27 protein-coding genes, 1 tRNA gene and 3 pseudogenes are annotated in these 26,998 nt (G+C 69.2%); 16 read left to right on the forward strand and 15 right to left on the reverse strand.

Annotated elements, in window-relative coordinates; translation table 11 throughout:
* Nucleotides 1-320: 320 nt before the first annotated feature.
* On the forward strand, nt 321-926 hold the full coding sequence (locus AC068D_RS05535) for a YcxB family protein (RefSeq protein ID WP_478821652.1): 606 nt from the start codon (nt 321-323) through the stop codon (nt 924-926).
* Nucleotides 927-1,032: 106 nt separating this feature from the next.
* Here AC068D_RS05535 and AC068D_RS05540 read toward each other — a convergent pair whose 3' ends face one another.
* Both AC068D_RS05540 and AC068D_RS05545 read right to left on the reverse strand, forming a co-directional pair.
* Nucleotides 1,033-1,209, reverse strand: coding sequence for a hypothetical protein (locus tag AC068D_RS05540; protein WP_478821653.1), 177 nt, complete (start codon nt 1,207-1,209; stop codon nt 1,033-1,035).
* 256 nt (nt 1,210-1,465) lie between these two features.
* Entirely contained in the window at nt 1,466-2,059 is a 594-nt protein-coding gene (locus tag AC068D_RS05545) for an NAD(P)H-dependent oxidoreductase (RefSeq protein WP_478821654.1), read from the reverse strand.
* A gap of 274 nt (nt 2,060-2,333) precedes the next feature.
* On the opposite strand from AC068D_RS05545, the gene AC068D_RS05550 reads away from it, so the two are divergent.
* Nucleotides 2,334-2,951, forward strand: a complete 618-nt coding sequence (locus AC068D_RS05550; RefSeq protein ID WP_478821655.1) for a P-loop nucleotide/nucleoside kinase family protein — start codon at nt 2,334-2,336, stop codon at nt 2,949-2,951.
* Nucleotides 2,952-3,146: 195 nt separating this feature from the next.
* Nucleotides 3,147-3,452: a hypothetical protein gene (locus AC068D_RS05555; protein ID WP_478821656.1), complete on the forward strand. Its 306-nt coding sequence runs from the start codon at nt 3,147-3,149 to the stop codon at nt 3,450-3,452.
* 469 nt (nt 3,453-3,921) lie between these two features.
* Here the strand turns inward: AC068D_RS05555 and AC068D_RS05560 are convergent, their stop codons facing one another.
* Together AC068D_RS05560 and AC068D_RS05565 are read right to left on the reverse strand one after the other, a co-directional pair.
* The gene (locus AC068D_RS05560; RefSeq protein WP_478821657.1) at nt 3,922-4,128 is read right to left on the reverse strand and encodes a hypothetical protein; all 207 of its coding nucleotides are present in this window, start codon (nt 4,126-4,128) and stop codon (nt 3,922-3,924) included.
* A 349-nt stretch (nt 4,129-4,477) separates the two neighbouring features.
* Nucleotides 4,478-4,753 carry a hypothetical protein gene (locus AC068D_RS05565; RefSeq protein WP_478821658.1) on the reverse strand — a complete coding sequence of 92 codons (276 nt, stop codon included), beginning with the start codon at nt 4,751-4,753 and terminating at the stop codon, nt 4,478-4,480.
* Nucleotides 4,754-5,920: 1,167 nt separating this feature from the next.
* Between AC068D_RS05565 and AC068D_RS05570 the strand changes: the two genes are divergently transcribed.
* Nucleotides 5,921-7,393: a sialidase family protein gene (locus tag AC068D_RS05570; protein ID WP_478821659.1), complete on the forward strand. Its 1,473-nt coding sequence runs from the start codon at nt 5,921-5,923 to the stop codon at nt 7,391-7,393.
* Nucleotides 7,394-7,626: 233 nt separating this feature from the next.
* Here the strand turns inward: AC068D_RS05570 and AC068D_RS05575 are convergent.
* Nucleotides 7,627-8,032 (reverse strand): annotated as a pseudogene (locus AC068D_RS05575) (UTRA domain-containing protein); the annotation flags it as partial.
* Nucleotides 8,033-8,240: 208 nt separating this feature from the next.
* Complete coding sequence (locus AC068D_RS05580; RefSeq protein ID WP_478821660.1) at nt 8,241-8,444, reverse strand: hypothetical protein; 204 nt, start codon at nt 8,442-8,444, stop codon at nt 8,241-8,243.
* Between the two features lie 274 nt (nt 8,445-8,718).
* On the opposite strand from AC068D_RS05580, the gene AC068D_RS05585 reads away from it, so the two are divergent.
* Both AC068D_RS05585 and AC068D_RS05590 read left to right on the forward strand, forming a co-directional pair.
* Complete coding sequence (locus tag AC068D_RS05585; protein WP_478821661.1) at nt 8,719-8,916, forward strand: hypothetical protein; 198 nt, start codon at nt 8,719-8,721, stop codon at nt 8,914-8,916.
* A 92-nt stretch (nt 8,917-9,008) separates the two neighbouring features.
* Nucleotides 9,009-9,389, forward strand: a pseudogene (locus AC068D_RS05590) (tyrosine-type recombinase/integrase); the annotation flags it as partial.
* Nucleotides 9,390-9,658: 269 nt separating this feature from the next.
* On the opposite strand, the gene AC068D_RS05595 reads toward AC068D_RS05590, so the two are convergent.
* Nucleotides 9,659-10,147, reverse strand: coding sequence for a hypothetical protein (locus AC068D_RS05595; protein WP_478821662.1), 489 nt, complete (start codon nt 10,145-10,147; stop codon nt 9,659-9,661).
* A gap of 169 nt (nt 10,148-10,316) precedes the next feature.
* On the opposite strand from AC068D_RS05595, the gene AC068D_RS05600 reads away from it, so the two are divergent.
* Nucleotides 10,317-10,583, forward strand: a complete 267-nt coding sequence (locus AC068D_RS05600) for a DUF6959 family protein (protein ID WP_478821663.1) — start codon at nt 10,317-10,319, stop codon at nt 10,581-10,583.
* Nucleotides 10,584-10,740: 157 nt separating this feature from the next.
* Here the strand turns inward: AC068D_RS05600 and AC068D_RS05605 are convergent, their stop codons facing one another.
* On the reverse strand, nt 10,741-11,118 hold the full coding sequence (locus tag AC068D_RS05605) for a DUF6221 family protein (RefSeq protein ID WP_478821664.1): 378 nt from the start codon (nt 11,116-11,118) through the stop codon (nt 10,741-10,743).
* Between the two features lie 638 nt (nt 11,119-11,756).
* On the opposite strand from AC068D_RS05605, the gene AC068D_RS05610 reads away from it, so the two are divergent.
* A complete protein-coding gene (locus AC068D_RS05610; protein WP_478821665.1) occupies nt 11,757-13,025 on the forward strand; it encodes a S53 family peptidase in 1,269 nt (422 codons plus the stop codon).
* 202 nt (nt 13,026-13,227) lie between these two features.
* Here AC068D_RS05610 and AC068D_RS05615 read toward each other — a convergent pair whose 3' ends face one another.
* On the reverse strand, nt 13,228-13,932 hold the full coding sequence (locus AC068D_RS05615; RefSeq protein ID WP_478821666.1) for a hypothetical protein: 705 nt from the start codon (nt 13,930-13,932) through the stop codon (nt 13,228-13,230).
* Between the two features lie 547 nt (nt 13,933-14,479).
* Here AC068D_RS05615 and AC068D_RS05620 point away from each other — a divergent pair.
* On the forward strand, nt 14,480-15,310 hold the full coding sequence (locus AC068D_RS05620) for an IS5 family transposase (protein WP_478821667.1): 831 nt from the start codon (nt 14,480-14,482) through the stop codon (nt 15,308-15,310).
* Here the strand turns inward: AC068D_RS05620 and AC068D_RS05625 are convergent.
* Together AC068D_RS05625 and AC068D_RS05630 are read right to left on the reverse strand one after the other, a co-directional pair.
* A complete protein-coding gene (locus AC068D_RS05625) occupies nt 15,228-15,794 on the reverse strand; it encodes a hypothetical protein (RefSeq protein ID WP_478821668.1) in 567 nt (188 codons plus the stop codon). The two genes, AC068D_RS05620 and AC068D_RS05625, sit on opposite strands and share 83 nt — an antisense overlap.
* A gap of 201 nt (nt 15,795-15,995) precedes the next feature.
* Nucleotides 15,996-16,625 (reverse strand): TetR/AcrR family transcriptional regulator, encoded by a 630-nt coding sequence (locus AC068D_RS05630; protein WP_478821669.1) that lies wholly within the window; start codon nt 16,623-16,625, stop codon nt 15,996-15,998.
* Between the two features lie 318 nt (nt 16,626-16,943).
* Here AC068D_RS05630 and AC068D_RS05635 point away from each other — a divergent pair, with 318 nt between their 5' ends.
* The 3 genes from AC068D_RS05635 (at nt 16,944) to AC068D_RS05645 (ending at nt 18,527) form a co-directional block, all read left to right on the forward strand.
* A complete protein-coding gene (locus tag AC068D_RS05635) occupies nt 16,944-17,156 on the forward strand; it encodes a hypothetical protein (RefSeq protein ID WP_478821670.1) in 213 nt (70 codons plus the stop codon).
* Nucleotides 17,157-17,249: 93 nt separating this feature from the next.
* Nucleotides 17,250-17,684 carry a DUF6069 family protein gene (locus AC068D_RS05640; protein WP_478821671.1) on the forward strand — a complete coding sequence of 145 codons (435 nt, stop codon included), beginning with the start codon at nt 17,250-17,252 and terminating at the stop codon, nt 17,682-17,684.
* 450 nt (nt 17,685-18,134) lie between these two features.
* Nucleotides 18,135-18,527, forward strand: a complete 393-nt coding sequence (locus tag AC068D_RS05645) for a hypothetical protein (protein WP_478821672.1) — start codon at nt 18,135-18,137, stop codon at nt 18,525-18,527.
* Nucleotides 18,528-18,689: 162 nt separating this feature from the next.
* On the opposite strand, the pseudogene AC068D_RS05650 reads toward AC068D_RS05645, so the two are convergent.
* Nucleotides 18,690-18,899, reverse strand: a pseudogene (locus AC068D_RS05650) (transposase); the annotation flags it as partial.
* A gap of 337 nt (nt 18,900-19,236) precedes the next feature.
* Nucleotides 19,237-19,311: transfer RNA gene (locus AC068D_RS05655), tRNA-Val, on the reverse strand.
* A 160-nt stretch (nt 19,312-19,471) separates the two neighbouring features.
* Here AC068D_RS05655 and AC068D_RS05660 point away from each other — a divergent pair.
* The 4 genes from AC068D_RS05660 to AC068D_RS05675 all read left to right on the forward strand — a co-directional run bounded on the left by AC068D_RS05660 (nt 19,472) and on the right by AC068D_RS05675 (nt 23,234).
* The gene (locus tag AC068D_RS05660; protein ID WP_478821673.1) at nt 19,472-20,260 is read left to right on the forward strand and encodes a DUF4097 family beta strand repeat-containing protein; all 789 of its coding nucleotides are present in this window, start codon (nt 19,472-19,474) and stop codon (nt 20,258-20,260) included.
* A gap of 72 nt (nt 20,261-20,332) precedes the next feature.
* Nucleotides 20,333-21,718, forward strand: a complete 1,386-nt coding sequence (locus AC068D_RS05665) for a hypothetical protein (RefSeq protein WP_478821674.1) — start codon at nt 20,333-20,335, stop codon at nt 21,716-21,718.
* A gap of 517 nt (nt 21,719-22,235) precedes the next feature.
* Nucleotides 22,236-22,784, forward strand: a complete 549-nt coding sequence (locus tag AC068D_RS05670) for a DUF4383 domain-containing protein (protein ID WP_478821675.1) — start codon at nt 22,236-22,238, stop codon at nt 22,782-22,784.
* A gap of 234 nt (nt 22,785-23,018) precedes the next feature.
* Entirely contained in the window at nt 23,019-23,234 is a 216-nt protein-coding gene (locus tag AC068D_RS05675; RefSeq protein WP_478821676.1) for an FmdB family zinc ribbon protein, read from the forward strand.
* A gap of 333 nt (nt 23,235-23,567) precedes the next feature.
* Here AC068D_RS05675 and AC068D_RS05680 read toward each other — a convergent pair whose 3' ends face one another.
* Together AC068D_RS05680 and AC068D_RS05685 are read right to left on the reverse strand one after the other, a co-directional pair.
* Complete coding sequence (locus tag AC068D_RS05680; protein ID WP_478821677.1) at nt 23,568-24,437, reverse strand: HAD family hydrolase; 870 nt, start codon at nt 24,435-24,437, stop codon at nt 23,568-23,570.
* Nucleotides 24,434-26,998, reverse strand: a complete 2,565-nt coding sequence (locus AC068D_RS05685; RefSeq protein WP_478821678.1) for a phosphoribosyltransferase — start codon at nt 26,996-26,998, stop codon at nt 24,434-24,436. Before AC068D_RS05685 ends, AC068D_RS05680 begins: the two co-directional genes overlap by 4 nt.

The following is a 26,998-nucleotide window of genomic DNA, read 5'->3' on the forward strand; positions in this document are numbered from 1 at the left end:
AGGCATCCCCCCATCGTCAGGCAGAGCGATGCTCATGCCCGTCGCATTTACGGGCGCGGAGCGCGCGGTGCAATCCCACTCGAGCCATCACCGCGACAGAGCCACCCGGCCGAGAAGCGATGAGATCACCGCGCCCCCGCCACTTCCGGGCAGGCGTCCGCGCGGTAGAGGTGTACGGGGAGCAGGAGTTGGGGCGTTCCCGGCGGCCCCCGAGCGTCTGGTGCGCAGGTCTCATCGAAGTGTGCCATCCGACTGCGGTGGGCGGGGTGGCGATAGATCGCCTACCAGTACGATCCCTCCATCAGCTCTGGGGAGGACGTATGACCGCCGACGTATCCGTGCAGTTCACGTACACGGTGACACTGCGGGAGATATCCGACGGGTTGAAGCTTCAGATGCGGCACAGTCCGGTTGGCCGGTGGGCTTATCGCGTCCTGTGGGCCGTGGGCATCTTCCTCGGCCTGGTGATCGCGATCAACTTTGCGGCCAAGGGCATCGACTCCCCTGCCCTGGGGGTATTGCGGCTCGCTGCGACTGCCTTCGTCATCGTGATCGCGTTCCGCTGGCTGATGGCTCTGGGCCTGCTCGGATACGCCAGGCACCTGGGCGAACATCGCGTCACGGTCGACCGATCAGGGATCGGCACTGTGTCCGCGCGCCATACGAACCACACGGGTTGGGAGTTCTACGGGCGCTGCGTCGAGAGTCGCCGGGTCTTCGTGCTGCTCACCCCGGATGTATGGGGCGCCGGAGTGCTGCTACTGCCCAAGCGTGGCTTGAGCGCGCCACAGGACATGGAACGCATGCGGGAATTGCTCGCCGCCGCGCTGATCGACCAGCAATCAGTCCGGGCCGCTCGGAAGAAGGGCTCTGCCCCGCTGGCAGAGGGCCCAAGTGGCGCGGAAGCGGTGCGTCGCGGGGCGTAGAGGGGTCCAGACAGCACAAGGGCCTGGGTTGGGGGTCATATCCCCTGCCCAGGGCCTTGGTCGTTGGAGCGGGTGACGGAATCGAACCCGCGCTCGCCCGAGGTGATCAGCCGGGCACGTTCCATTCATCGAGGCGGATCTTCACCTGACGGTTGTGATCCGTGTGCCGGATCACCTCACCGGCGACGGCAGCACCCATGGCAGGCCGCTCAATACGGTGAGGCATGGCGGTGATCTCGGCAAGGGCGACTGCATTCGGCACGCCATCAAGCGGAAGGAACACGCCGAACGGCTGTCGGCCGGTGACGCGACCGCCGACATGAGATCCACGGGGGCAGTGCGGCGGCCGTTGCTGGCCAACTCCGGTCCATGACATCCGAGGCCGGCACCAGGGAGCGGTCCGGTCAGCTGAACTCGGGCATTGGCCAATCATGGTCAGACCAGCGGTCGTTGTCGCCTCCGGAGCGCTGTCCGTCGCCCACAACAACGACTCGGGGCAAAGCTCGCCCCTCCGACGCACCACAGAGCTCGCTACCGGCTCAGGCCAAGAGTGCGGCTGCCTGCTGGCGTGCGTGGGCAAGCCAGGCCACGCGTTCTTCATCGGCTGAGTCGGTGACGGTTCGGAACACGACCCGGCGCACATCGGATACTCCCACGTACGGAAGGACACATGCCGTCCAGATTCTCTGCAGGGGGTCGCCGAACTCGCACTCTTCCCGGTCGGCGGGAGTGTCGGAAGTGTTCAGCACGAGAGCCCTGCCTGCCTTCAGGAGCCCAGCGGGTTCACCCTCCGCGGTACCCAGCTTGTAGGCGACGCCAGGCGCAAGTACGCGCTGCACCCAGCCCGTAAGGACAGCGGGCGGCATACCCCACCAGTTCGGGTGGACGAACACCATGGCATCGAGTGTGGCCACCTCTGTTCGGTGCAGCGCCACCTGCGTGTCGTGAGCATGTGCCGCTGCCTCGACCGTCCCCGTCTCATCGGCGGACAGCGACGGTGTGAACCCTTCAGCGCACAGGTCATGCGCCAATACCGTGGCCCCTCGCCCGCGCAGCTCCTCCACAACGGCGTCGAATACCGCGTGATTGAAGCTCCCCGGCCGCGGGTGTGCGAGGTACACCCCTATACGCATTTTTCCCCCAGTTGACACAGCCATCATCGGGCCATCGCAGCTATGAGCCTGTGCACAGTCCCATACACAGCTGATCATCATTATCCGTCAGCCGCTTCTCACGGAAGCCAGTGCCGAGATCACAGAAAAGCCATGGGCCGCTGCGCAGTTGGCTCACTTCTGACTGACCGCGGGACGGCTCGCTGCCGTCCTGGACCGCGTGCACAGCGCCGGGATCCCTCTCACCTGCAGCGGCCCCGTCGCTGAGAGCTGCTCGGCTGACCATGATCGGCTCGTGGACAGCACGGTCGAGATCCGGCAGGATCGACGGATGTTGAGGCGGGAACGGCCGGTGGTGGTCGCCGTATGCGGGTCCCCGGGGGCCGGAAAGACCACCGTTGCCTGCGCAACGGCGCGCCGCCTCGGTGTGCCGTTCCTGACCCGGGATGAGATCAAGGTCGGTCTCGGGCTGTCCTCCGCTTCCGTCGCCGAGGACGGCGGTGTTCAGCTCAACCCGGACTTCCACATAGCCGGCGGCCCTTTGAGCCTCCGCGCCGAGACCGTGATGGTCAACGCAGCCCGGCTGCTCGCGTCCTCAGGGGTGAGCTTCGTCGTGGAGTCCTCCGTGTTGTCGCACAAGCTGCTGGATGCGCTGCTCGCATGTGATGCCCGAGTGCTCGCTGTTCACGTCGTCGCCCGCGAATCGGTCATCGACGAGCGCCTCCGCGCCCGGGCGGCCGTAGGCGGGGCAGTCGACCGACAGCTCTCATCCCAGTTCCGGCGAGGCGAGATGAAGCGGTCGATTTTCGATCCGCCGGGTGGAGTCGATGCCATCGTTGAAGTCGATACCTCAGATGACGGTGATCCGGACATCGAACCCATCGAGGCAGCGGTCGTCGCCCTGATTCGGTGACCGAATGCCGCTCAGAGGTGACCAGTCCGGAAGATCCCGGATGCGGATGGCGGCTGACCGGGCGCCCGGCTGAGCTGCGCCTTACGGGACCACGCGCCGCTGTTCCCGTCTCTCCCGTGGCTCCCCGCTTGATCGGGCACGCAAGAGGCACGGCGCGGGCTGTCATGCGGATCGCCGCATGAGGTAATCGACGGTATGAGCTATTTCATGTACGACGTCATGGGCGGAACGGTTGATGAACCCGACGCGGAGACCATGCGCCAGGTCCTGGATGGCCTGGCGGACGCCGACGACGAGCATCCGGATGTGTCGTTGTCCCATGAGTCCGGCTGGTCCCTCAGCGCGTTCACCAGTGGCCTGCTGGTGTGGGAGAACATCGAGGACGACTCCGTGATCCCCGGCCAGCTGAGCCCGGTCGGCCGCGCTGAAGTCCTGCGGCTGTTCGGGCTCCTCGCGGCCGGCGACATCGCCGCGATCGAGACACTGCCCTGGCAGCGGTAACGGGGCCACGCTCATGATCGAGGTCGGTGGAGCGGCTACGGCGGGAGCTGCCACGGGGCGAGAGAATCATGGCCCCTTGCGCTGGCCGCGAATCGGGCTGGCTCCTGCAGTGGGACGAAGGCAGGAGTGTCGGCCCGGGCGCCTCTGGAGCATCCGCCTTGGGTGGGTGCGTCCCTCACCTGCGCTGATGGTCCGCAGGCGTCCGTGCTCGTCCGCCGTTGTTCGACGGCGTTGTCACGCAGTTGAACACTCACCTGAGGCTGGCGCGGGTTCCCGCAGGGCCCGCCGTCAGGGACGGAGCACGCCCAGCGCGCAGACTATGAGGCAAGCAGTATCGTGACGAGCCCACCAACGCTGCCGGCGGCACCGGCGCGGGCGATCCACCCGATGGTGGACCGGGTGCCGTCACTCCATACCCGCCGCGCCGGGTGCACCGGCCGGACTGGTTGCCCAGCCGTGCGCCGACCGGTCAAGTGATCGCCTGCGTGGTCCCGTCAGGCAGCGCGCAGACGTCGCCGGCGTAGGGGCGTGAAACGATCTGTCCGCCGGCGGCCGTGCAGTCGTCTCTGGAGATGTTCGGAGACGAGGCGGCCCCGGCGCTGACAGCGCCGACGGCGCTCACGCCGGCAAGGGTTGCCGCGGCCAGGGCGAGGCCCAGGATTCTTCGCATGCGCATGATTCCTCCTCCTCTCAGGCGCCTTCGTTCGGCCTTCGGGAAGGACAAGTCTCAAGACGACGGCGCCTCTTACTCAGCATGGGCGCTCCGCATGAGGCCCGCGAGGCGAGGCTGGCCGCCGCGCCCGGGCGGTGACTGCTCGGCCTCGGAGAGGCATGACGTCACCGACCTCGACCGGCCGCATCGGTACGCCGCGTGCGCGTCGGTAGGAGCGGGGCGACGTCGATGTCCTTGGCGTCGAGACTGCCCACCGGGGCCGCGTTGTGTCCGGGCAGGCCGGGGGTTGAGAAGGAGACGGGCCGTACCTGCCTCCGACCGGTGCCGGCGGGCGGCTGCCCCGCGCGGTCCTCTAACGCGGTTCGTGGGCCGCCGCCCGGCAGGCACCGGTCGCGGCGCCGCCCGCCACTCCGGCCCCGGTCAGCCCGGTCACACAACTCTGCAGGTCTCCGACCGCGCCACGGCTGCAGGCCGCTGTGACGGAGTCGGAAGCGGTGGCACCGGCCAGTTCGGCCATCTTTGTGCAGGCGGAGATGTCCGCCCGGACCGCGGGAGCGGCGAGGACCGCACCACCGAGGGTGAGGGTCAGGCCGGTGACGGCACCGGCGATACGGGTCGACGTGCGCATGGGACGCACCTGCCTTCCGGGTTGGTCGCGCGGTCCTGGTCCCGGCGGGCCGGATCCACGCGGTGAGGCCGCCTGGTGACGCTCGGTGAGTGGTGCCCCGGCCGGCGGACTCACAGACTGACCACACGATTCTGCGTCGCATCCATTGAGCCGCACCGGGACATGGCCGCTAGGCCGAAGGAGAGGGCTCCGGACCGGATGAGACGCACTCGGACCTCCACTCGCGGGCCCCTCACTCCAGCGTCGCATCCTCTCCCCCGCCCGTCCTGGGCATCCGGGGGGCGGCCGCGCTGAGTTACTGCGATTGCGCGAAGCGCGGCAGCCGGCCCGTCCGGCCGACCAGGTGGATCGGACGGTCCAGCGTCCCGCCCGGCCTGGCCCCTGCACACCGCCGGGCGCGGCTCGGCCGGGGAGCTCGGCCGGGGAGGCGGCCGGCCTTCGCTTCCCGGCGAGGTGCTGGGCCACCACTGCGGTGGCACTTCACGGCGAGCGCCGATGGGAGGCCAAGGTGTCGCCGGGCAGAGCAAAGCCCGGCAGGGCCGTGAGGGCGGCGCGGCCCATGCCGGTCTCCAGCATGTCGCCACACCGGACCGGGACGCTGTGGGCGCGCGCGATGTCGCGGGTACGGCGGCCCCGAGGCAGGCGTCGACGGCAGCGCCCCTCCCCAGCGTCCCAAGATCCGGACCATTTCCGGACCAGCCCGCCCAAGAAGCCGCACCGACCGCCGTTTTCGCTGGTCAGCGTGGGGCGAAGCCGCTGTACAGCCAGCAGACGAAGAACATTCTTTGTTCCTGCAGCCCCAAGAAACTTGGGTTCTTCCAGTCCAGCAGGTCATCCCGTTCCAACCCGTCTGAGTCAAGGCCGACCCCGCCGGCACCGCCAACCGGCACGCGGCCCACGGCCCTCTCCGGGGACCTACGAGACGGCGCCGTAACAGCACGACCAAGGAGCCGACCGGCACGGTGCACCCGCCGGTCGGCTCCGCCGTGCCCCTCGACGACCCCGGGGATGACTCCGTCGTTCGGCCCATCAAAGGCACCGGCTGCAACGCCGAAAAGGACTAAGTGGAGCCGCCCCACCCTCGCGTTCCGGTACGCCTCCGCGCCCCAGGCCGCCCCGATGACGGCGGTCCAGTACACCGGCCGACAGGCCCGGAGGAGTTCCCGCATGCGCGTCTTCCTGCCCCTGACCGCCGTCACCACCGCCGCGCTCCTGCTCGTCACGGTCACCGGCGCGACTCCCGCCGCAGCAGACCGGAACCAGGACGGCACACCACTGGTCAAGGTGTCCCACGGCGACCCGTACGCGAAGTGCACCATCGGAGCGAGGTTCCCCGACAGCATCGTCTACCCTGCCACCGAGGTCGAGCCGTACCTGTCCGTCGATCCGCGCGACCCCAAGCGCGTGGTCACCGTGTTCCAGCAGGACCGCTGGAACGACGGCGGCGCCCGTGGCCTGGCGGCCAGCTGGACCACGGACGGCCACACCTTTCACCGGAGCACGCTGCCGTTCAGCCTGTGCGCCCCCGGCGGCGCGGACTACGAACGGGCCTCCGACCCCTGGGTGAGCACCGGACCGGACGGCACGGTCTACGCCGGCGGGGAGGGCGTCGACTTCACGAAGAGCACGCGAAGCGCCCTCCTGGCAGTCACGTCCCGCGACGGCGGCCGCACTTGGCAGAACCTCACCACCACGCACGTCGACGAGCAGCCGTTTTTCAACGACAAGCCCTCACTCACCGCCGACCCGATCCGCAAGGGCACCGCCTACCAGGTCTGGAATCGCCTCGACAACGACCCACCCGGCCCCAGCTCCCTCGACGGTCCCGGCTACATCTCCCTCACCCGCGACGGCGGCCGCACCTGGAGCAAGGCCAGGCCGTTCGTCGACACCAGCACCGTGCCCAACACCCAGACCATCGGCCATCTGATCGTCGCCGACCGGTCCACCGGCACCCTGTACGACTTCTTCGACCGGATCACCTACTCCGACGACCTGAGCACCGTCGTCGAAGCCCGCTACGAGGTGGTCACCTCAACCGACGCCGGAGAGACCTGGAGCGCCCCGGTCACGGTGGCCCGGGACACCTCCGTACCGGAGGTCGACCCGAACGACACCACCAGACTGCTGCGCGCCGCGGCCACCCTGCCGAGCCCGGCCGTCGACCCCAGGACAGGCACGCTGTACATGGCCTACGAGGGCTCGGACTTCTCCGGTGGAAAGTTCAACTCCGTCCAGCTTGTGCGGTCCACCGACGGCGGACGCACCTGGGGGACCCCGGAGCTGATCAGCCCCAAGGGCGTTCCGGCCTTCTCACCGTCGATCGCGGTCACCGAGCGGGGCACGGTCGCGCTCACTTACTACGACCTGCGCTTCCTCAAGCCCGGCAACACCACCACCCTGCCCACCGCCTACCAACTGGCCACGCTGCGGCACGGAAACCCGAAGCTCCGGACCGAACGACAGATCTCGCGGGTCTTCGACTGGCTGCAGGCGCCATTCTCCGGGGGTTACTTCCTCGGCGACTACCAAGGCCTGGCGGCAGACGGCAAGGGAGTACGGGCGGTGCTCACCAAGACCCACTCCGGCGCACCACAGAACCGTACGGACGTGTACACCAGCCGTCTCCGCACCCGCTGACCGACGCGGACGCCGTCGCCGGCCCGACCACCGACGGCTTCAGACAGACAGGCCTCAGACCCACTCCGTGACCACGTTGGGCGGGGACGTTTGGCCGCGCCCCGCCCGGCGGGGCGAGCCTGCTGCTCCGGGGTCGCGTGGTTTCCCGGTCTGTTGGGCACGGAAGGGGCACGCGTGGGGCACGCCTGAGGCCTGGCATTCAAAGATCCAACGCGCCGCCGGTCGCCCGCCCGCTAAAGGTTGACCGGGATCTCATAGACGATCTCGCAATAGCGACGGGCACCAAGGTGTCCGCCGTCTCCACGGGCCGCCCCTGGTCGCTGCAGTATGTCCGCCGATGTGCGTGACGAGCGCGGCCTTCTGGATGCCGAGCAGTGATGCCTCCTCGGCAGTCGCCTGCCTTGGCTCCGGCTGCTCCACGGCATGGCTGACGGTGACCCCGATTACGGCCATGCGGTTCACAACGCCCGCCCCCGCGTGGGGCCCTCCCTCAGGGAGGACGACGAGAGTGCCCGCGGTGAGGTCGTACGGCTCCCGACTCGTCGACAGCTGCACTGGCCTGCCGTCCGCCAGGAACTCGTACGTCGTCCGGACACACAGTTCGCCCTCGGCGATTCCGAGCCGCACCGCGATCTCCGACCGGAGAAGGTGCGGCCTACGGCCGCGCAAACCTTGGCAGCTCGCTGCGCTCGCGCGCGACGGACTTAGGGACCTCCCGCCTTCCGCGTGCTTCCGGGCCGCCTCGGACCTAGCGTGCCCGACGGGACGGCACAGTCCCTGCGACTCTCCCGGCTACGCTCGCGCGAGAGCGCCCCGCGGCGCGTGGCTGCGAGGCGCCGTGTGGGGTTCAGTCGATCTTCTCCCCGTCGTGCGTGCCGCCCTTGCAGAGGTTGTCCGCCAGATCGGGCGTTCCGCCGCCCTGCTTGCACTCAGAAGGGGTGACGTCGGATGGGGCACCCTGTGCGGCGGTGGCGGTGGCGGCGCCTGTGAGGCCGAGTCCGGCCAGGGCTGCCGTGGTGACGACGGCGGCGAGGATTCGTCGAAGGCGCATTTGGTTCCCCTTTCATGGATTGCCTCGGTTGGGGCACTAGTCAGCTTGATCTTCACCCATATGGGTGGCACGCCATATTGCTCCATTCGGGTGACAGTGGTGTCGGGTGCGGGGTCGGTGACGCGACCCGTCGGACAGGCCCTAGAACGAATAGACCACCCGGCCGGACGGGTGGTCTCTTCGTTGTTCCGGAGAGGGCAGCGTCCGCAACCGGGCGTCGACGTGTCGGGGCAGCCCGCGGCGTGCTCTGGCGGAGACGCGGACGGACGGCATCGTGGTCCAGACGCCCAAGAGTGCGGCCGGTGTGCCCACCGTGGCCTTCCCGGCCTCGCTGACAGCCGAGCTGGCCGCGCATCTCGACGCCTACGCAGAGCCGGGCCGCACCGGGCTGGTGTTCACCGGGGCGCGCGGCGGGCAGCTTCGCCGGAACAACTTCCGCCGCCTGTGGCTGCGGGCCCTGGCATCGTCTTGAGCTGAACTCGCGTACCGCCCTGGCCACCTCGTGGGTTCGTCACCCATCAACCCGAGCCGTCAGGCGTGCGGCCGGCGGTCGGGCCGAGCGGGACGATCTGCATCGCTCCCCTGCGCCGGCAGCGCATGCGTCAGGCTGCTCAGCGCGGTCGGGCGGGGGCCGACTGGAGCGAGACCGGCTACGTCTTCATCACGCGCACCGGTCAACCGATCGAGCCGCGCAACCTGTACCGCTCGTTCACTCGGGTCGCCGACTCCGCCGGCCTCCGCGTCATCCGGCTGCACGACGCCCGGCACGGCTGCGCGACCCTGCTGACCGCGGCCGGGGTGGCTCCCCGCGTCGTGATGGAGATCCTCGGGCACAGTCAGATCGCGGTGACGATGAACGTGTACACGCACGTCGTTCAGGACACGCAGCGCGAGGCTGTCAGCCACATGGACCGGCTGCTCAAGCGGCGGCCCGGCCATGAGTGAACGCCCGCGTTGATGTCAGATGTGGATGTCAAAGGCCCCCAACCATGATCGGTTGGGGCCTTCGTGCTGGTGGGCGCGGACGGTTTCGAACCGCCGACATCTGCTTTGTAAGCCTGGCACCGCGCTCGAATGCCTCCTCGCAGGTCACCTTGCGCGCGACGACGTTGGATCTAGCGCACGGTGTTTGCACCGCTCGCAGCTTCGAGTGACCGTGGTTGACCGCTCGATCTGGCACGGATCTGGCACGAGAGCGCGCCGAGGCCAGAGGGTCAGTCCTGTCGCGAACCTGGTACGCGAATGCTGGGACCAAGCTCGGTAGAAGCTGCCAACAACTGGGCTGCGGCTTGTAGATCGTGTTCCCAGGCTGGCAGATCGTCCGGTCCGATCCATTCGCTGTACTCCGCTGCGATAGAGAGGAAATGCGTTTCCTCCTGGGTGTGAGCCGCGACCGTTATCGATAGCTGGCCGGCCACTTCCCTAGGGCTCAGCTCGCCTTGCACGAGACCGAACGCGAGGCTTACGAGGAGGCGTCGGCCGGCCGTCTCCTCGTCAGGAAGGGGCACGCCGAGTTCACCCAGCGCCTGGAGGTACAGCTCGCGTATCTCGGTCGCATCGCTCCGGCGCGGTAGGCCGGCCAGCTCACGCAGAGCAGGCGTGTCGTGGCCGTCAACGAGCGCGTGCGCAGCGAGCATCGGGAGATCCTCGCAGTGGAGTACCTCTGCCACGTACTGCCAAGCACTATCCTGCAACCGGTCCATGACGGCCATCGTGGAGGGCGCGAGACGTTCTGGCCAGCAGATTGCTGCTGGTTTCCGATGGCCCCAGTCTCGGGCTTCTCTGCGCACGACCTGGCCGCTCACGATCGCCCAACGCCGTGCCTGTCCGCTGTCGTTGATATCACCTGGTGATGTCAGGTTGGATGGCCTCATGGAACGTGTTGAGGCCGAGCTGCTCACGGACGGTGGGAACAACGCTGTGGTGCGCCTGCCCGGTCGACGGTTCCCCGGTGTACTCATCCAGGGCGACACTCTCTCCGTCCTTCGCAGCGATACAGCTGAGGTGGTGGAAGCCTTCGATCAGGGCGACGTGGCCGGGGCTCGCGAAACCGCCGGCCTTCTTTTGGCCGACCTCGACGCGCTGCTGATGCGCTACTCCGCTGCGCTGGACGCGCACAAGATCCCTCGACCGTACTGACCGTGCCTGGACCCTGAGCTTGGGAATCACCGGCGATCTCGTACCGAACACCCTCTGACCTGCGGTCGGAACCCTTGTGCGGTTACAGGGGGGCCTGCCGCTCTGTCCGTGATTGACCGCGGGGTGCCGCCCTACTGGTGCGCTTCTGGTGCGGCTGTCAGTGCTTCCGGTAGTCGGGATGGTCGGCGTAGGGAAGAGCCAAGTCCAGGAGGTCGGGACATGGCCATTCATCCCCGTCGTACTGGCAGTCGTCGCGGTTGTCCCAAGGCAGCTCGGGGTCGCCGCCGGCGGGGCTGAGCTGATGTCGGGCCAGGACGCGACGCTTGGCTTCGACCTCGCGGAGGACGCGAGCGGGATTGTGGAGGGCGACGTGTCGGGCAATGGTCGGATGGAAGCCGGACACATCCATCTGGCAGAAGTCCACTGTGTCACCGCGGGCCATCCACTCTCCGCAGCCGTCGCCGTCGCACTGGCCGGCCAGCTCGGCTTCCTCGTCCAGGCGCGCGCGTAGAAACTCCACCAAATCGTCGCTCATAGCCCCATCCTCGACGACGTGGCAACTGCCGACAACTGCTTTGTAAGTTCGCTCAGCGCGCCGCACTTGCCGAGCTCACCCCCGCTTCGGCCGCCAAGCGGGACCGCCTGGAGCTGCATGCGTTCGCCCTCGTTGATGTCAGGCGTGGATGGCAGCCCCTGCAAGTCGGGACTCGGTCACCGCTTCTTCCGGAGCTTCCGCATCTTCGCTTCGCCCTCCACCTCGACTGCGTCATCTACCCCTCTCGTGTCCGGCGTCGACACCCGATCGGACGCCGGAATGATGCCCCCGCCGGCCAGGCCAGGGAAGGCGCAAACCAACGCAGACGGGAGCACGGACGGCACACGGCTCCGGAGCCCCGTACGCGGGTTGGATCTGACCTGCGGAGATTCTGATCAAGCGCTTTGTGCCGCTGCTGCTGTGGTGGCCCGAGAGTCCCCGGTGTTCCCCGTCCGTACGGGAACGCCTGCAACCTAAAACGCTATTGCTGTTCGTGCCTGTCCGCTAGCTGAGCCGCAGAGGTGAGACCGCTGCTGCATCTGAGACGGTCCGCGTGTCGCTCCGACTGGTCCTGGATCGGGAATGCCGATGATGCCAGGTCGGATCCACCGGGCATCCGGGGCTTTTGAAGGAGCGTCATGCGACCTGCGCGAACTCTGTGGTCATTCCTGGCGTCCGTGCCCCTAGTGGCGAGTCTGGCTTTCGTCCCCAGCGGTGGCGAAGCCCGCGCAGCTGACTCCGGGGACCAGCGGCAGCCGCTTACGGCACCAGCGGCGGGAGCGGACGTCACCTACCGCCGCTCGTGCACCCCTTCCCCGGGGCGCGCTGCCTGTCTGTCCCTGATCCGCACTGATATCCCGGCGGTAGCCAGTCTGTCCTGGGGCAGGAAGCCGGAAGGCTACAGCCCCGCCGACATCCGGAGCGCCTACGACCTTCCCCGGTATGCGGGCAAAGGGCGCACGGTCGCGATCGTCGTCGCGTTCGACAATCCCAATGCCGAAAGCGACCTGGCCGTCTACCGCAAGAAGTTCCGGCTGCCGCCGTGCACCACCGCCAACGGCTGCTTCCGCAAGATCAATCAGAATGGCGGCAACACACCACCGCCACCGCCGCCGCCCACTGACCTCGGCTGGTCGACCGAGACCGCCCTCGACACCCAGGCCGTCAGCGCCGCCTGCCCGAAGTGCAAGATCCTGCTCGTCGAAGCCAACAACGACACCCTTGGCGACCTGCTCACGGCCGTGGCCCAGGCACGCACTCAGGGGGCGAAATACATCAACATGAGCTGGGGTGGCGGAGAGCTCCCGCCGCAGGTGCCTCTCAACGTCTTCTTCAACTTCCCCGGCATCGCCTTCGTCGCCGCCTCCGGAGACTCGGGCTTCCCCGACCCCCAGTGGCCCGCCACCTCTCCGTACGTCACCGCTGCAGGGGGGACGCGCCTCGACCGGATCCGTGGACGGGTGCAGGGCGCGCAGCGCAAACGGTACCGCTGGTATGAATCCGCTTGGACCGCTGCCAGCTCCGGCTGCTCCCAATTCCAGCCGAAGCCGCCGTTCCAGACCGACCCCCTCTGCCCGCGCCGCACCGTCGCCGATGTCTCCGCAGTGGCCGACCCAGCGACAGGTCTGGCCATCTACGACACGTTCGGGTTCATCGGAGGCTGGGGGGTGGTGGGTGGCACCAGCCTCTCCTCCCCGCTGATCGCCGCCTTCTACGCACTGGCGGGCGAGCCAGGCCCGAGCGACCGCCCCAACTCCTACCCCTACGCCAACCGCCGGAAGTTCTGGGACATCACCGAAGGCTCCACCGGTTCCTGCGGCGGCACCTACCTGTGCACCGCTGTCCGCGGCTACGACGGCCCCACCGGCGTCGGCACCCCGCGAGGGGTCCACGGCCTGCGCCCCTAACCCTGTTGTCCGGCGTCTGCAGCAGGGAGTCCACCCGGTCGGCGAAGCGGCTTTGGGCGGGAGCTGCCATGGGGCGAGAGATCGGGGCCCGTAAGCTTGCCGCGACTCGGGCAGTCTCTGGACCTGCCCGCAATAGCCCGATGTGGGCCCCGATCTTCGAGGCTCGCCCCATGGTGGCTGCCTAAAGCCCAAGACCGGGAAGTTAGGGCATTGCCGTGCCTGTCCGGGTGGGCTGTGGTGTGAGCGTGATGGTGATCGAGGCGGGTGTCTTGCGTCCGACGCTGCCGGCGGTCTTGTTGTAGGCGTAGGGCGAGAGTGTTCGCTTCACGCAGCGGGGACTGATGCGGGATCGTCGGTGCCTGGTGGTGAGGTTGCGGGGGTAGAGCAGGACGGCCAGGGCCTGGCTGGTGCGGGTGGGGACGCTGGCGGTGATCACGGTGTGGCGTGTGGTGCGCAGGGCGATGGTGAAGGACAGGCGGTCCGGGTCGATTCCGGCGCTGTTGGCGGTGTCGGTGATCGCGGTGCGGGCGAGCTGGAAGACGGTCAGCAGGGCGTAGATCTCCTGCTCGACGCCTTCAACGGTGTGGGAGCGCAGGACGCGGTCCGCTCCGCGGAGAGTGACTTTCAGTCCGTAGTAGGCGGTCTCGATCTCCCATCGCTCGTGGTAGAGATCGGCCAGCTCGACTGCGGGATGGCGGTCGGGGTCAAGCAGGGTGGTGATCAGCCGGACGCATGTGGAACGCCGTTGGCCGTCGCCGGTGGTGACGCTGACCTGGTAGGAGACCACGCGCACGGTCACCTTGGTCAGGTCGGGCGGGGGTGTTCGCCGTCCGCGGCGCTGCCAGGCGGCCAGACGGTCGGCGGATCGGCGATCGAGGACCTGGGAGAGGTGGCTTCCGTCGGGCAAGGGCTGGATCACTGGCAGCAGCCGTCCGGATTGCACTCTCTATAGCAGGTCAGCGCCGGTAGCCGCAGCGTCTCGGATGGCTTCGAAACCGTCATAGCCCCGGTCGGCCAGCAGCAGTATCCCTGGCCCGAGAGCGGGCAGCAGGCGGCTTGCCTGCGGCAGTTCCTTGTCGTGCATGGGCCCGAACACGGCCGCGATCAGGGCCCTGGTGCCAGGACACGCAGCGTGCGGCTGTCAGCCACATGGACCGGCTGCTCAAGCGGCGGCCCGGCCGGGAGTGAGTGCGTTGTGGCAAACCGGATCTTGTTCGAGCGGCAGCAGGTGATCGTCTGGACTGAGGTTCGGGTGCGGCCGCGGGCATGAGAGAACGGGCCCCTTGGTAGTGACGCGGTTACGACACCAGCACGACCAAGGAAGCCCGCTGCCTGATCAGTTGAGCAGTACCACTGTGCCTGCGTCCACTGCGGTCACCCCTGGGTGTGACTGCTACGTGCACCGGTTCGGTTCGCTCGCTCCTGGACGGCGGGCAGGCTGCTATCCGAGTGACATGACGGATGCGGAGTGGGCCGAGGTCCGCTCCGCGATGCCGGTGCCGGCCTGGCTCCTGAAGCGCGGCGGGCGTCCGGAGGCGTACTGTCACCGCGAGATGCTCGACGCTGTGCGCTACCTCGTCGACAACGGCGTGAAGTGGATGGCCATGCCGGCCGACTTCCCGTACTGGCGGGCTGTCTACGACTTCTTCCGGCGCTGGCGGGCCTGCGACTACGTGCGTGAACTGCACGAACGCCTGCGCCGCACCGCGAGGGAACGCTCAGGCCGCAACACCGAGCCCAGCGCGGGAGTCATCGACAGTCAGTCGGTGGACGCCTCCGAGACCGTCGCCGAGGACAGCCGCGGATACGACGGCGGCAAGTCACGCGACGGGCGCAAGCGCCACATCCTGACCGACACCGAGGGCCTGGTCCTGGAGGTGACGGTGACCACGGCCGATGTGCACGACTCCAAGGCCGCCCCCACACTGCTGGAGACGTTCATGGACCAGCCGGGCCGCCTGCTGAAGCTGGTGTGGGTCGACAGCGCCTACCAGGGCCCCGCACTGGCCGAGGCGTTCGCCCGTCACGGGGTGCGCGTCGAGGTCGTACGCCGCTTGGACGGGCAACGCGGCTTCGTCGTCCTGGCCCGCAGATGGGTCGTGGAGCGCACGCTGAGCTGGCTCTCCCGCTCCCGCCGCCTCAACCGCGACCACGAACGACGCCCCGACCACCACGCCCAGATGGTGTGGTGGGCCGCCGTGATCAGGCTGTCCAGGCGCCTGGCCGGGGACGCTCCGCGCTGGCCGGAGAAGCGTCCCGGCCGACTGCCCCGGGCGCGGGCATAAACCGTCCGTCCTCCGCCCGCAGCAGCCAGCCCCGCTTCTCCAGCACGTAGGCACGGTGCCGGATCTTCTCCACCTCGTTCTTGATCTCCGCCTCCCGGCCCACCGCCCGCGTCAGCTCCACCCCGTTCACCGGCCCCGAAGCGGCCACCACCGCAGCGAACACCTCCCGATACAGGCCGCTGAGCACCTCCTCGCCCATGCCCGGCCCCCACACCGGCGGCCGCCCGCCATGCCCCGCGCCGGGGCCGCCCGATCCCACCGGGGCAGCCATCTCACCACCGGACGGCACGGAAACCGGCGCATTCACCGGGCTCTCCCCGGCAAGAACCGACATGAGCTCCTCACGCCCCACCCGGGCCCGCTCGACCCGCTCCCGCGCGGCATCCACCTCGACCTGAGCCTGCTCCAGGACTTCGGTCCAGGACTCCAGATCCTGCCTCGCCCGCGCCTCACGCTGTTCCATCAACCCCAGCACCGACGGCATCGCACCCTCCTCGATCCACAACAAGCCGTCCGCTGCCTGCCCCACCCCGTCGCGATCATGCCCCGCACACGAAGAAGTCCCTGCTCATCGAACAGGGACTCCCTTTGCCACAAAGCACTCAGGCTGTCCTCACCCTGCATCTGGCCAGCTCAGAGTGAAGATGGAAAAGGCTCAGTGTCCATTCCGCCGAGCGCGGGAGTGTCATCGCCGGGGTCGTCCGACCGGGGAAGCCGCCTGGCTGTGACCCGGCTGAGCGGCCTGGTGTCGTACCGGCAGGAAGCTGTAGACGAACTCTGCCATCTGCGCGGCGGGGACGGTGAGACCGTCGCGGCTCCAGGAGCGCAGCAGCATGTACACGCCGCCGGCGAGGAAGTCCGCCACGTACTCTCGGTACTCGTGCGTTGGTGACGCGCTGGTGTCCTCCCGGCCGTACCGATCGAACGCCTGCATAAGGTCGCCGATATGGAGCCTGACGCGCTCGATGAAGTGGTCCTTGTCCTCGATCTGCAATGCGAGCGCGAGTGAGTCGGAATGCGCGGCCCACTCGCTGAAGGTCGTGGCGAGCAGTTCCTGGACGCCGACGCGCCGGTTGGGTGAGGGCAGCGCCGCGGCGCGGATCTCGTCGAAGACGTCGTCGACGTGGCTGAGCAGCAGTTCCTCCTTCGAGTTGAAGTGCAGGTAGAACGCCTGCCGCGATACGTCGGCGCGGGCTGCGATCTGGCTGATGGTGAGCTTTGAGAGCGGCTCTTCGTCGAGCAGCTCGAGGAGCGCCTGCTGCAGCAGGCGCCGAGTACGCCGGACCCTTCGGTCGCGAGGGCGCTTGCTTGACATCACCGTATTTTCGTCCACTAACTACCATCCGACTCAATGTGACGTTGCCCGAATCGAATCCCTTTCCTAGCGTCACGTTATGCGACATGCGTCAAAAAACGTACCTCTGTCGCGTAGCGTGAGGAGTACAAGGTGACACCCGAGGTTCCATCACCCGAGCTGACCGGCGGGCTCTCCGGTCACCTCGGCCGCAAGCGACCACGGTGGCGCCGCCGTCCCGCAGCCCGCGGCTGTCACCGCTTCCGACATTCCGACCTTCGTGCACCTGCCAGCCGACCAGGCAACGCATCTGAGCGCTCAAACGAGCGGTGGTGCACCGTGGGCCACCTCTACTCCCAAGGACACGAGTACGGCTACGACGTCACTCTCACGAGGCAGGGCGGCGCACCGCTGGACATCACCGACGTCACAGCGCGCAAGCACTCCACGCAGTGCGGCGTCAACGCGTCCGCCTCCACCGCGACGGGCACCTACCAGGGCAAACCAGTCGCCGGCCAGGCCTACGTCGAGCAGGCCGGCCACTGGAAGTAGAAACGGAGCCGATTGGCGCTGCGAGCCAACCGACCCCCTCGGCCACTTCGCAGGCGTGGCCACCCATCACCCCATCACACCCCTGGAGTCCCCATGGACGCTCACGCTCCGTCCGCGACCGCACCGAACGACCGCATCGCAGCCAGACTCGCGGCAGCCGTGGTCCTCGCCGCGACCGCGTCCGTGCTCGTCAACGCCGCAATAGCCGCGATCGCCCACGCCGCTGGAGCCTCGCAGCAGTTCCCGCCGCTCACACCGGGCTCCTACGCCGCGGCGACGGTCATCGGCGTCCTGGCCGGAGCACTCGCCTGGCAGGTCGTCCGCTGGCGCGCCGCGAATCCCTCCCGAGTGCTCCGCACGCTCGTGCCCCTAGCGGTCACCGCCTCACTCGTACCGGACGTAATCGTCGGCCTAAACCACTCCGAGCCTGGCACCTCCTGGGGCGCCGTCACCACGCTCATGGTCATGCACGTGGCCGTGGCCGCCGTGTCCGTGCCCATATTCCGACGCTTCCTGCCGCTGCGCTGAGGACGCACACCCTGCGGCGAGCGCCCCGCGGTACCGCTCCCCGCAGGGTCGGCGCTCGGCTCTCAGCGGCTTGCCCGGCGTGTTGCTTCTATGGCCGGAGCCGACGCGAGGCCCTGCGGCGGCACAGCCACGCCCTTCGCCTGGCATGTGAACGGGTCGCAGGGCACAACTCGCGGAAATGCAGGTAACAGTGCAGGCATTCCTGCGGTGCCGCACCGGCCCGACACCGGGGAGCTTCCGCCAACTCACCTTTCGGGAGGTGCCGCCGCGCGCCCCCTGGTCATGCCCCGGACCAGCTGCCGGCACCCTCCGAACGACCGGCCTGTCGTCAGTGCCTTGGCGACGGGCATCCGACAGTACGCCCTCAGTGGACGTTAAGTCCGATCTTCCTCGGTTCGTGATCGCTCGATCGGTACGCTGAGCGAGGCTGCGGTGGTGAGGAGGTCGGGTATGACGCGGAGACTGTCGGTGGACGAGGCCGTGGGATTGCTTGGGGGCGAACTGGGGTCAGGGCAGCGAGCGCTTGACGATCTGGTCACGGAAGACTTCTGGCTTGCCTTCCTCCGATTTGGCCGACGGCTGTTCGACGTCCCGGACATACCCGACGCTGACGGTCTTCTGTTCCAGTACGGGACCCACGCCTTCGACGGCCCTCAAGCGTTCACGCTGGACCTCACCCGGCAGTTCGAGATCTCCGACAGCAACGGCGATCACGACCATTACGTGCAGGTCCACTGCGAGCTCAGATACGGCCTCGCGCCCGCGCTGGAGGCCCTCGGAAGCTCGACGCGTGGTTCTTCCACGACGCCGGAGACGATCTCGAAGAGTGGGCGCAAGGACTGACCGAGCGAGCGGCCTGGGCAACGATCTACAGACTCAGGCCGACCGAGATCCGGGTGTATCAAGAGCAGGTGTAGTCGTTCAGGCCGCCATCGTGGTGCGACGCCCTCCCCAGCGAACACCTTTCTCACTGCGGATGCGCGCTCGTTCGCGTCGTTGGTCGCAGGCCCGCCAGCGCCGGAAGAAGTCGTAGACAGCCCGCCAGTACGGGAAGTCGGCCGGCATGGCCATCCACTTCACGCCGTTGTCGACGAGGTAGCGCACAGCGTCGAGCATCTCGCGGTGACAGTACGCCTCCGGACGCCCGCCGCGCTTCAGGAGCCAGGCCGGCACCGGCATCGCGGAGCGGACCTCGGCCCACTCCGCATCCGTCATGTCACTCGGATAGCAGCCTGCCCGCCGTCCAGGAGCGAGCGAACCGAACCGGTGCACGTAGCAGTCACACCCAGGGGTGACCGCAGTGGACGCAGGCACAGTGGTACTGCTCAACTGATTAGGCAACGGGCTTCCTTGGTCGTGCTGGTGTCGTAACCGCGTCACTACCAAGGGGCCCGTTCTCTCATGCCCGCGGCCGCACCCGAACCTCAGTCCAGACGATCACCTGCTGCCGCTCGAACAAGATCCGGTTTGCCACAACGCACTGAACGCCCGCGTTGATGTCAGACGTGGATGTCAAAGGCCCCCAACCATGATCGGCTGGGGGCCTTTGTGCTGGTGGGCGCGGACGGTTTCGAACCGCCGACATCTGCTTTGTAAGAGCAGCGCTCTACCCCTGAGCTACGCACCCGGAATGAGGCAACAGCGTACATGGCCCATGGGTGGGTGCCGCAAACCAGATGTCCGAGCACCCGGGGGATAGCCCCACCTCGGAGTGGGTGGGCGGCCGGATCGTCGGGGGCGGTCGGGGTTCCTAGTGTTGGGGACATCGACGCTCGGCTCCTGGGGGATTGATCACCGTGAACACCTACCGCACCCGTACCCGCGCACGTACCCGCGCGGCCGTCAGTGTCGCCGGGGCTGTGGTCATTGCGTTCGCCGTCACCGGCTGCGGCTCTGCGAATGTGGAGGGTGCTCCGGTCGAGCGGAAGGCGTTCCCGTTCACCGGGAAGACGCTGACGATCGACGCCGACAACTCCGAGCTCGAGCTCGTGCCCGCCGATGTGAAGGACATCGAGGTGGAGCGGCAGGTGGACGGATGGGTGTTCATGGGGGAGGGCCCCGAGCCGGTGTGGGAGCTGCGCGACGGGACGCTGACCTTGCGGGTGGAGTGCCGGGCCGTGTCGAGTGACTGCGAGTCGCGGCATTCGGTCAAGGTGCCCCGAGGGGTCGGGGTCACCGTGCAGGACGACAACGGGGAAGTGACCGCGAGCGGGTTCGACACGGCGCTGAAGGTGCGGTCGGACAACGGCGCGGTGACCGTACGGGACTCCAGTGGGCCGCTGGATCTGGTCTCCGGGAACGGCAAGGTCACCGGGGAGCGCATTGCTTCCAGGACCGTGACCACGGCGTCCGACAACGGAGAGGTGGCACTGGGCTTCAGTGCCGTGCCGGATCGCGTGGAGATCACCGGCGACAACGGCGCGGTCATGGTCGAGGTGCCGGGGTCGAAGGCGTACAACGTGACCGCGACCGCCGACAACGGCGACACCGCAGTCGATGTCCGGCAGGACCCGGCGAGCCCGCATGTCATCACAGCACGCAGCGACAACGGCGAGGTTGTCGTGCGAGCGAACTAACAGGCCCGTGTGTACGTCCTTACCGGGTGGGAGAATGAACCGGGCAGGGCGGACACAGCACGGGAGAGGGATGTGACGGCGACACACGCGCGGCCCCACTCGGAGGCGAGGGCGAGAGCGGGTGTCGCGCGGGGTCTGCGGGATGTGCTCGCCCTGGTCCTGCTGCCTCTGCCGTTGGTCGCAGCTGCGCTGCCCACGGTCTTCGCCGCGGGCGGCGGAGGAAGGGGCCGCTGGTTCGGGGGGCGCGGCGAGAGCCAGCGCGCCGAGGCCCAGGCCGCGAAGGACGCTGCCGCGGCAGCGTTCTACGAGCTGGACACGGCCCAGCGCGATCTGCGGATCTCGATCGAGACGATCAGCGCCGTGGACAGCTCGCCGGGCGCACGCAGCGCGGTGGACGGGTTCGCGGCACTGGGGCGGCGGATCGACGAGGTCAGCCACGGCTACATCACGGCCGTCGATGCGCACGACCTGGACCGGGACGACCTCGAGGCATCGGTCGCGGCACGGGCCCGTACGGAGCTGACGAAGGCGAAGGACGAGCTCGTACGGGTCAAGGCGGAGCTCGACCGTTTCGCAGAGGGCCTCACCCCGCTGCTCGACAAGGCCGAGACCCAGCTGGCGCGGCTGGCACCGGCGGTCGAGCGGGCACGGCAGGCGCTTCTCGCGGCGAGCAATGCTCTTGATTCGGTGCGCGGGTCCGGCCTGCGGGCGGACGATCTCGCCGCGCGCCTCGCCGCCCTCGCCCCCGAGCTGACCAAGCTCAACGAGGGCGCGGGCCGGCACGGTGTCGCGGACACCCTCCAGCGCGCCGACCGTGTCGTCCGGGATGCGGAAGCGGTGAGGACCGAGGCCGAGCGGCTCCCCGAACGTGCCGCAGAGATCGACAAACGGCTCGTGTCCCTGCGCACCCGTGCCCAGGCCCTGACCACGCGCGCTGCCGGCGTCGAGCCGGTGCTCAGCGAGCTGCGCCGCCGCTTCACCGTCGCCTGCTGGCAGGACCTGCAGCCGGTCCCGGCTCAGGCCGCGGAGAACGTCCGCCGCGCGGAGGAAAAGCTCAAGGAAGCGGGAAACGCACGCGACGAACAGCGGTGGCCGGACGCAACGGCGCTGCTCGGCACCGTCCGTGCCCTGCTGAACAGCACCGACGAAGCCGTCTCGGCCGCCGGTGACCGCCTCCGCCGCCTCAACGCCGTCGCGAAGGATCCGGAGCAGGAGATCGAACGCACCCGGTTCGCGATCCGCGACGCACAGCGCCTGGCCATGGCCGGCCGGAACACCCCGGACCCGCGCCACGCCCGGCCACTGGATGAATCCGTCGCCAGACTCGAGCGCGCCATCGCCGGTCTTGAGGGCCGCCACCCCGACTACTGGCACTTCCTGACGGAGACGGAAACGGTACGGCAGACCGTTGCCGGCGTCGTCGGGCAGATCCGCGAGGAGCGCGGCGCGGGGGTCTGAGCGCACGGGCCGGGGCCCCCGGCTCGGCCCGGCTCGGTCGGTCACTCCGGGCAGGACACCGGCAGGCCCCCCACAGCCAGGCGCCGACCGGGCCGGGCCGAGCGGACCGAGCCGAGCCGGGCCGGGCCGACGGGCAGAGCCGAGCCGAGCCGGGCCGGGACCAGACCGCCGGACACCCCGGACACCCCGGACACCCGACCGCCGGTGCCGTGCCAGGTCACGGCGACCCGGCCGCCGCCGGTACCGCGCCCCCGCGCCAGGTCGCCCCGCACCGCCTCGGCCGGTCGCCCCGCACCGCACGACGCCGCCGGTACCGCGCCCCCGCGCCAGGTCGCCCCGCACCGCCTCGGCCGGTCGCCCCCCACCGCACCGCACCGCAGGGTCACCCACGCGCCGCCTGCCGCGGTCGCGGTGCACGGCCACCTGGGCCGCGACGGTGCCGTGCCCGAGGATTTGTCGGGGCGCCGGTGCGGGCGGATGCTGTAGGGAGGTACGTACGGCCACAAAGGAGGCCGGTATGGCATCCACGCAGGTATCGCAGGGCCAGCAGCACAAGGGCGGCATTCGCGTCGTGCTGGACGAGCATCTGCCCGTCGACCACCACCTCAGCCAGATCTACCGGATCGGCGCGGGAATCATGGGTCTGGTGCTCCTGGCCTTCGGGATCCTCGGACTGACCCACAACATCGGCTTCTTCGACATCGGCAATTCCACGGTCGCCGGCCTCAACACCAACGGCGCGCTGAGTGTGCTGTCCATCTGCGTCGGACTGCTGCTCTTCGTGGGCATGGTCATCGGCGGAAACTTCGCCTCCACCCTGAACATGGTGTTCGGCATCCTCTTCATCCTCAACGGCTTCATCGGCCTCGGCATGCTCGACACCGAGTACAACTTCCTCAACTTCCGGATCCAGAACGTCCTCTTCAGCTTCGTCGTCGGAATCCTGCTGATGTGGTTCGGCATGTACGGGCGGGTCGGCAGCGTCCTTCCCCACGACAATCCGTACTGGAAAGCGCGCCATCCCGACGAGGCGGCAGCCGAAGAGCAGCGTGCGCGCCACGGCTGAGGGCTGTCCCGAAATCTCTGGTGGATCAGCGCGCGGCGTCAGATGCACGGGGTCTCCCCGGGCCCGCCAGGGGTCGAGGGGAAGCATCGTCAGGCGGAGGGGTGTCCTCGTACGGGGCGTATTTCGGGCACTCCGACAACGCGGCCGGGGTGCCTCCCAGCGGTAGGCGATGGAGTGCCGTGGCTGGCGTCGTGCGCCCGCCGGGGATTACGGGACAGCCCTTAGTCTGTTCGCATGCCCCGTTACGAGTACCGCTGCCGCACCTGCGACGACACCTTCGAGCTCAGCAGGCCCATGGCCGATTCCTCCGCGCCCGCCGCATGCCCGGCCGGGCACGACGACACCGTGAAGCTGCTCTCCGCCGTCGCCGTCGGCGGTACGAGCGCGGCCCCGGCCCCCAGCGGAGGCGGGGGTGGGGGCGGCTGCTGCGGGGGCGGCTGCTGCGGTTAGTACATGCGGTAGCAGGTCCGCCCGCCGGCACCGGAGGAGACGGACCACACCTCGCTGATCAAGCCGCTGGTGACCGTGAGGGTGTCCGTCCCGCTCCTGCACACGGTCCGCCCCTGCTCGTTCGTGACGCTCGCAACGCAGGGGCGGACCACCAGACGGTCGGCGTGTTGTCGACGAGGGCGATCCACCACCGCCGTGCCCTCGGGTGTCAGGCGCAGCCCCCGGCGGCTTCGCTGCCAGGTGCTGCTGTCACGGGCCCGAGCTGTGACGGGCCCGGGCGTCAGAGGCACGGGAGGCGGAGGCAGCGGGAGACACGCCCACCGAGCAGAGCGGCTAGAGCGCCGCAGGCGCCTGTGCCGCGCCCGGTGCCGGGACGGTCGCCCGTACCGACGCCGCCGCCTCGGCGGCCGTCCGCAGGAACCGGCGCAGGATCTCCTCGCCGGCCATGACGCCGCGTTCGGCGAGCGCGGTGACATGGGGCGGGGACCAGCCCGCATCGGCCAGTTCACCGTGGCCCGGGCGCCAGGCGTGGTCCGCGGTGAGCAGCAGGTCGGCGTCGAGGAGGGAGTCTCCTGCCGCGAGGACGCGCTCGGCACCGGTGCGGCGGACGGCTTCGTGGACGGCCGCGCTCTTGGTGAGGGGCTTCGGGACCGCGTAGATCTTGCGGCCCTGGAGGGAGACGGTCCAGCCCCGGGGCTCCGCCCAGGCGCCGAGCTCCCTCACCCAGCCCTCCGGCAGGAGTGAGCGGTCGACTACGAGGTAGGCGAACAGGTCCTCGGCGACCCGCTCCTTCAGCACCCATGCCGGATCGGCAGCCGCCAGGAGATGCGCGCGGACCTCGGCGAGCGAGGCGCACTCGTCGGCGAGGCGGGCCGCGACCGACCGCTGCCAGTCGGGGTCGGACTCTCCGTCGACCAGGAGATGGCCGCCGTTCGCGCAGATTGCGAAGCGGGGCGCGGGCCCGGGGAGACGGATGCGCCCGTACTGCTCACGCGTCCGCGTCGTCGTGGGCACGAAGACGGAGGTACGGGCCAGTTCCTCGAGCAGCCCTGCCGCGGTCTGCGTCATGTACGACAGCGGCTTGCTCTCGTACACCTCGACGCAGAGCAGCCGGGGCGCCTCCGGGTCCGGCACGGTCAGCTGCAGGGCCGCGGCGGAGTATATGAGCGTACGGTCGAGGTCGCTGGCGATCAGGGAGTTCACTGTGCGGCCACCGCCCTGCCGTCCGCCCCGGTCGCCCCGCGCGTGTACTGGGGGTGGATCAGTCCGACGCAGGTGTACGGCAGGTCGTCGACCTCCTCGACCGGTACGCCGCGCTGCTCGGCCAGCAGCCGTACATGGTCGAGGTCGGCGCCCGCGCCCCGTTTGGCGAGGATCCGCCACGGGACGCGCCGCAGCAGGACGCGGGTCGTCTCACCCACGCCGGGCTTGACCAGGTTGACGTCGTGGATGCCGTACTCCTCGCTGATCCGCTCGACTGCCGCCCAACCGGCCCAGGTGGGTGCCCGGTCCGCCGACAGCAGCTCCTTGACCTCGGCGTCCACGGCGTCGGCGGCCTCGTCGAAGTGGGCCGCCACGGTGTCGAGGAAGTGTCCGGAGACATCGGCTCCGGCCAGTTCCCGGTAGTACTTCGCGCCGTGGAAGTCGTACGGACCGACCAGGTCCGCGCGGAGCACCGTGCGGGAGATCAGCCCGGAAACGGTGGAGTTGAGGCACGCGGAGGGGATGAGGAAGTCCTCGCGGGTGCCGTAGGTGCGGACGCAGCCGCCGGGATCGGCGAGGACCGCGATCTCGGGGTCGAAGCCGTCGAACTCGCTGAGCGCGGCGGCCAGTTCACGGGTGATGGCGCCCTTGCCGGTCCAGCCGTCGACGAAGACGACATCGGCCGGGTTGTGGTGGGCTGCCAGCCAGCGCAGCGCGTTCGCGTCGATGCCACGTCCGCGGACGATCGACACGGCGTAGTGCGGCAGGTCCAGGCCGTGGCGTTGCCGGGCCCAGCGGCGCATGAGTACGCCGACGGGGGTGCCGGCCCGGGCGAGCGAGACGAGGACGGGGCGGGGGGATCTCTCGGCGAGCACCGTCTCGGTGACGGTGCCGACGGCGCGGGCGATCCTGGCGGCGGAGGTCTCGAGCGCAGCGCGGAACAGGTCCTGGTACTGGGCGCTCGGCTGGTACTCGACCGGCAGCGACTCGGCGTAATGCGCGCCACCGCTCTGTATCGCCTCCTCCCGTTCCTCGGTGGGCGCCTCCAGGTCGACGTCCGAGAGGTCCTGGAGCAGCCAGCCGACCTCGTCGGGCGCGTAGGAGGAGAAGGCGGGGCCGCGAAGGGGCTCGGGCAGCATGGATTCGCTTTCGGGATCTTCGGGGGCTGGGACGTAACTGGGGACGACGGCGAGCACGACGTGCGGTATGTGCTCGGCGAGCTGTGCCAGCAGCCCGTCGGGGGCGTACAGGCCGGGCGTGTCGGCGGCCGAGTCGACGACGGCGACGACGGCGTCGAAGCCGCTGCCCACGACGTTGTAGGCGTACCGCTCACCGGGGCCGTCGGCCGGGTCGTCGTGGGCCGGGAAGACGAGGCGGCTCCGTATCGCGTACCCGGGGTCGTCCACGGCGAGCACCGGCGACCGCGTCGTCGTGGAGTACCGCACCTCGCTCTCGCCCCGCTCCTCGAGGGCCTGGGCGAGCCGCAGCGGGGCGTACATCAGCTCCTCACAGCCGAGTACGAGGACGCGCCGCGGCTGTGGGCTCACAGCCGTCACAGCCGTCCCCTGAGGCACGTCTGTCGCACGAGACGCGCCGTCGTCCGGGGGCACGCCGTCCGGGGCCCCGGCACCGAGCGCCTCGGCGGCACGGGCGGCCATTCCGGGCAGGGCCGCCTCCAGCTCGGCGCGGTCGGCCGGACTGAAGCCGTGCCGGCCGCCGTCGGGCACGCCGACGGGCCAGTCGAGATCCACCCGCAGGGCGGGACGTACGGCGGCGGGCCGGACCGGCACGCCGGCCGCCGGCTCACCCGGCTCCGCCCCTGCGGCGGTGTCCGCAGCGGCGTCGTGCTCCCGCACCAGCGCCTGCCCCTTCTCCAGCACTCCGTCGGGCAGCCGCACCGTCCCCCTGGCCGTGGCGACCAGATCTATCCGGGACCCGATCTCCTGTGCGAAGGACTCCAGACGGCCCGCGTCGTCCGCCGAGCGCATGTCGACCAGCGCCACGACCACGTACCGCTCGCGCGGATAGCGCTCGTGCAGATCACGGATCGTGTTCAGCACGGTGTTGCCCGTGGAGAACTCGTCGTCGACCAGCACCAGCGGACCGGTCCCCGCCAGCAGCTTGGGGTCCTCGGGGAGGAGCAGATGGGAGGTGGCGTGGGAGTGGGACTCCTCGAAGCCGCCGGCCCGGGCCACACCGGCCACCGGGCGGCGGGTCGAGTGCAGATACGGCGCGAGGCCCAGACCGTCGGCCACCGAGTGGCCGAGGCCGGTCGCCGTCTCCGCATACCCGAGGACCACCGACCGGGCGCTCTCCTCGTCGCCGAGCAGTTCACGGACCCGCACACCCAGTGCGAATCCGTGCCCGTACACGGCGGCCGGGCTCTGCGGCACATGCTTGCCCAGCACATGCGACACCAGCAGATGCGCCCGCTTCGGGTTGCGCCGCAGGGCCATGCCCAGCAGGTCCTTCAGCCCGTCGTCACCGACGAGCTCGACTCCCAGCCGCTGGGCGACCCAGCTACCCGACCACACCACTGGCGTTCCGCTCTCCTTCGTCAT

This window comes from Streptomyces sp. NPDC043861, assembly GCF_056435905.1.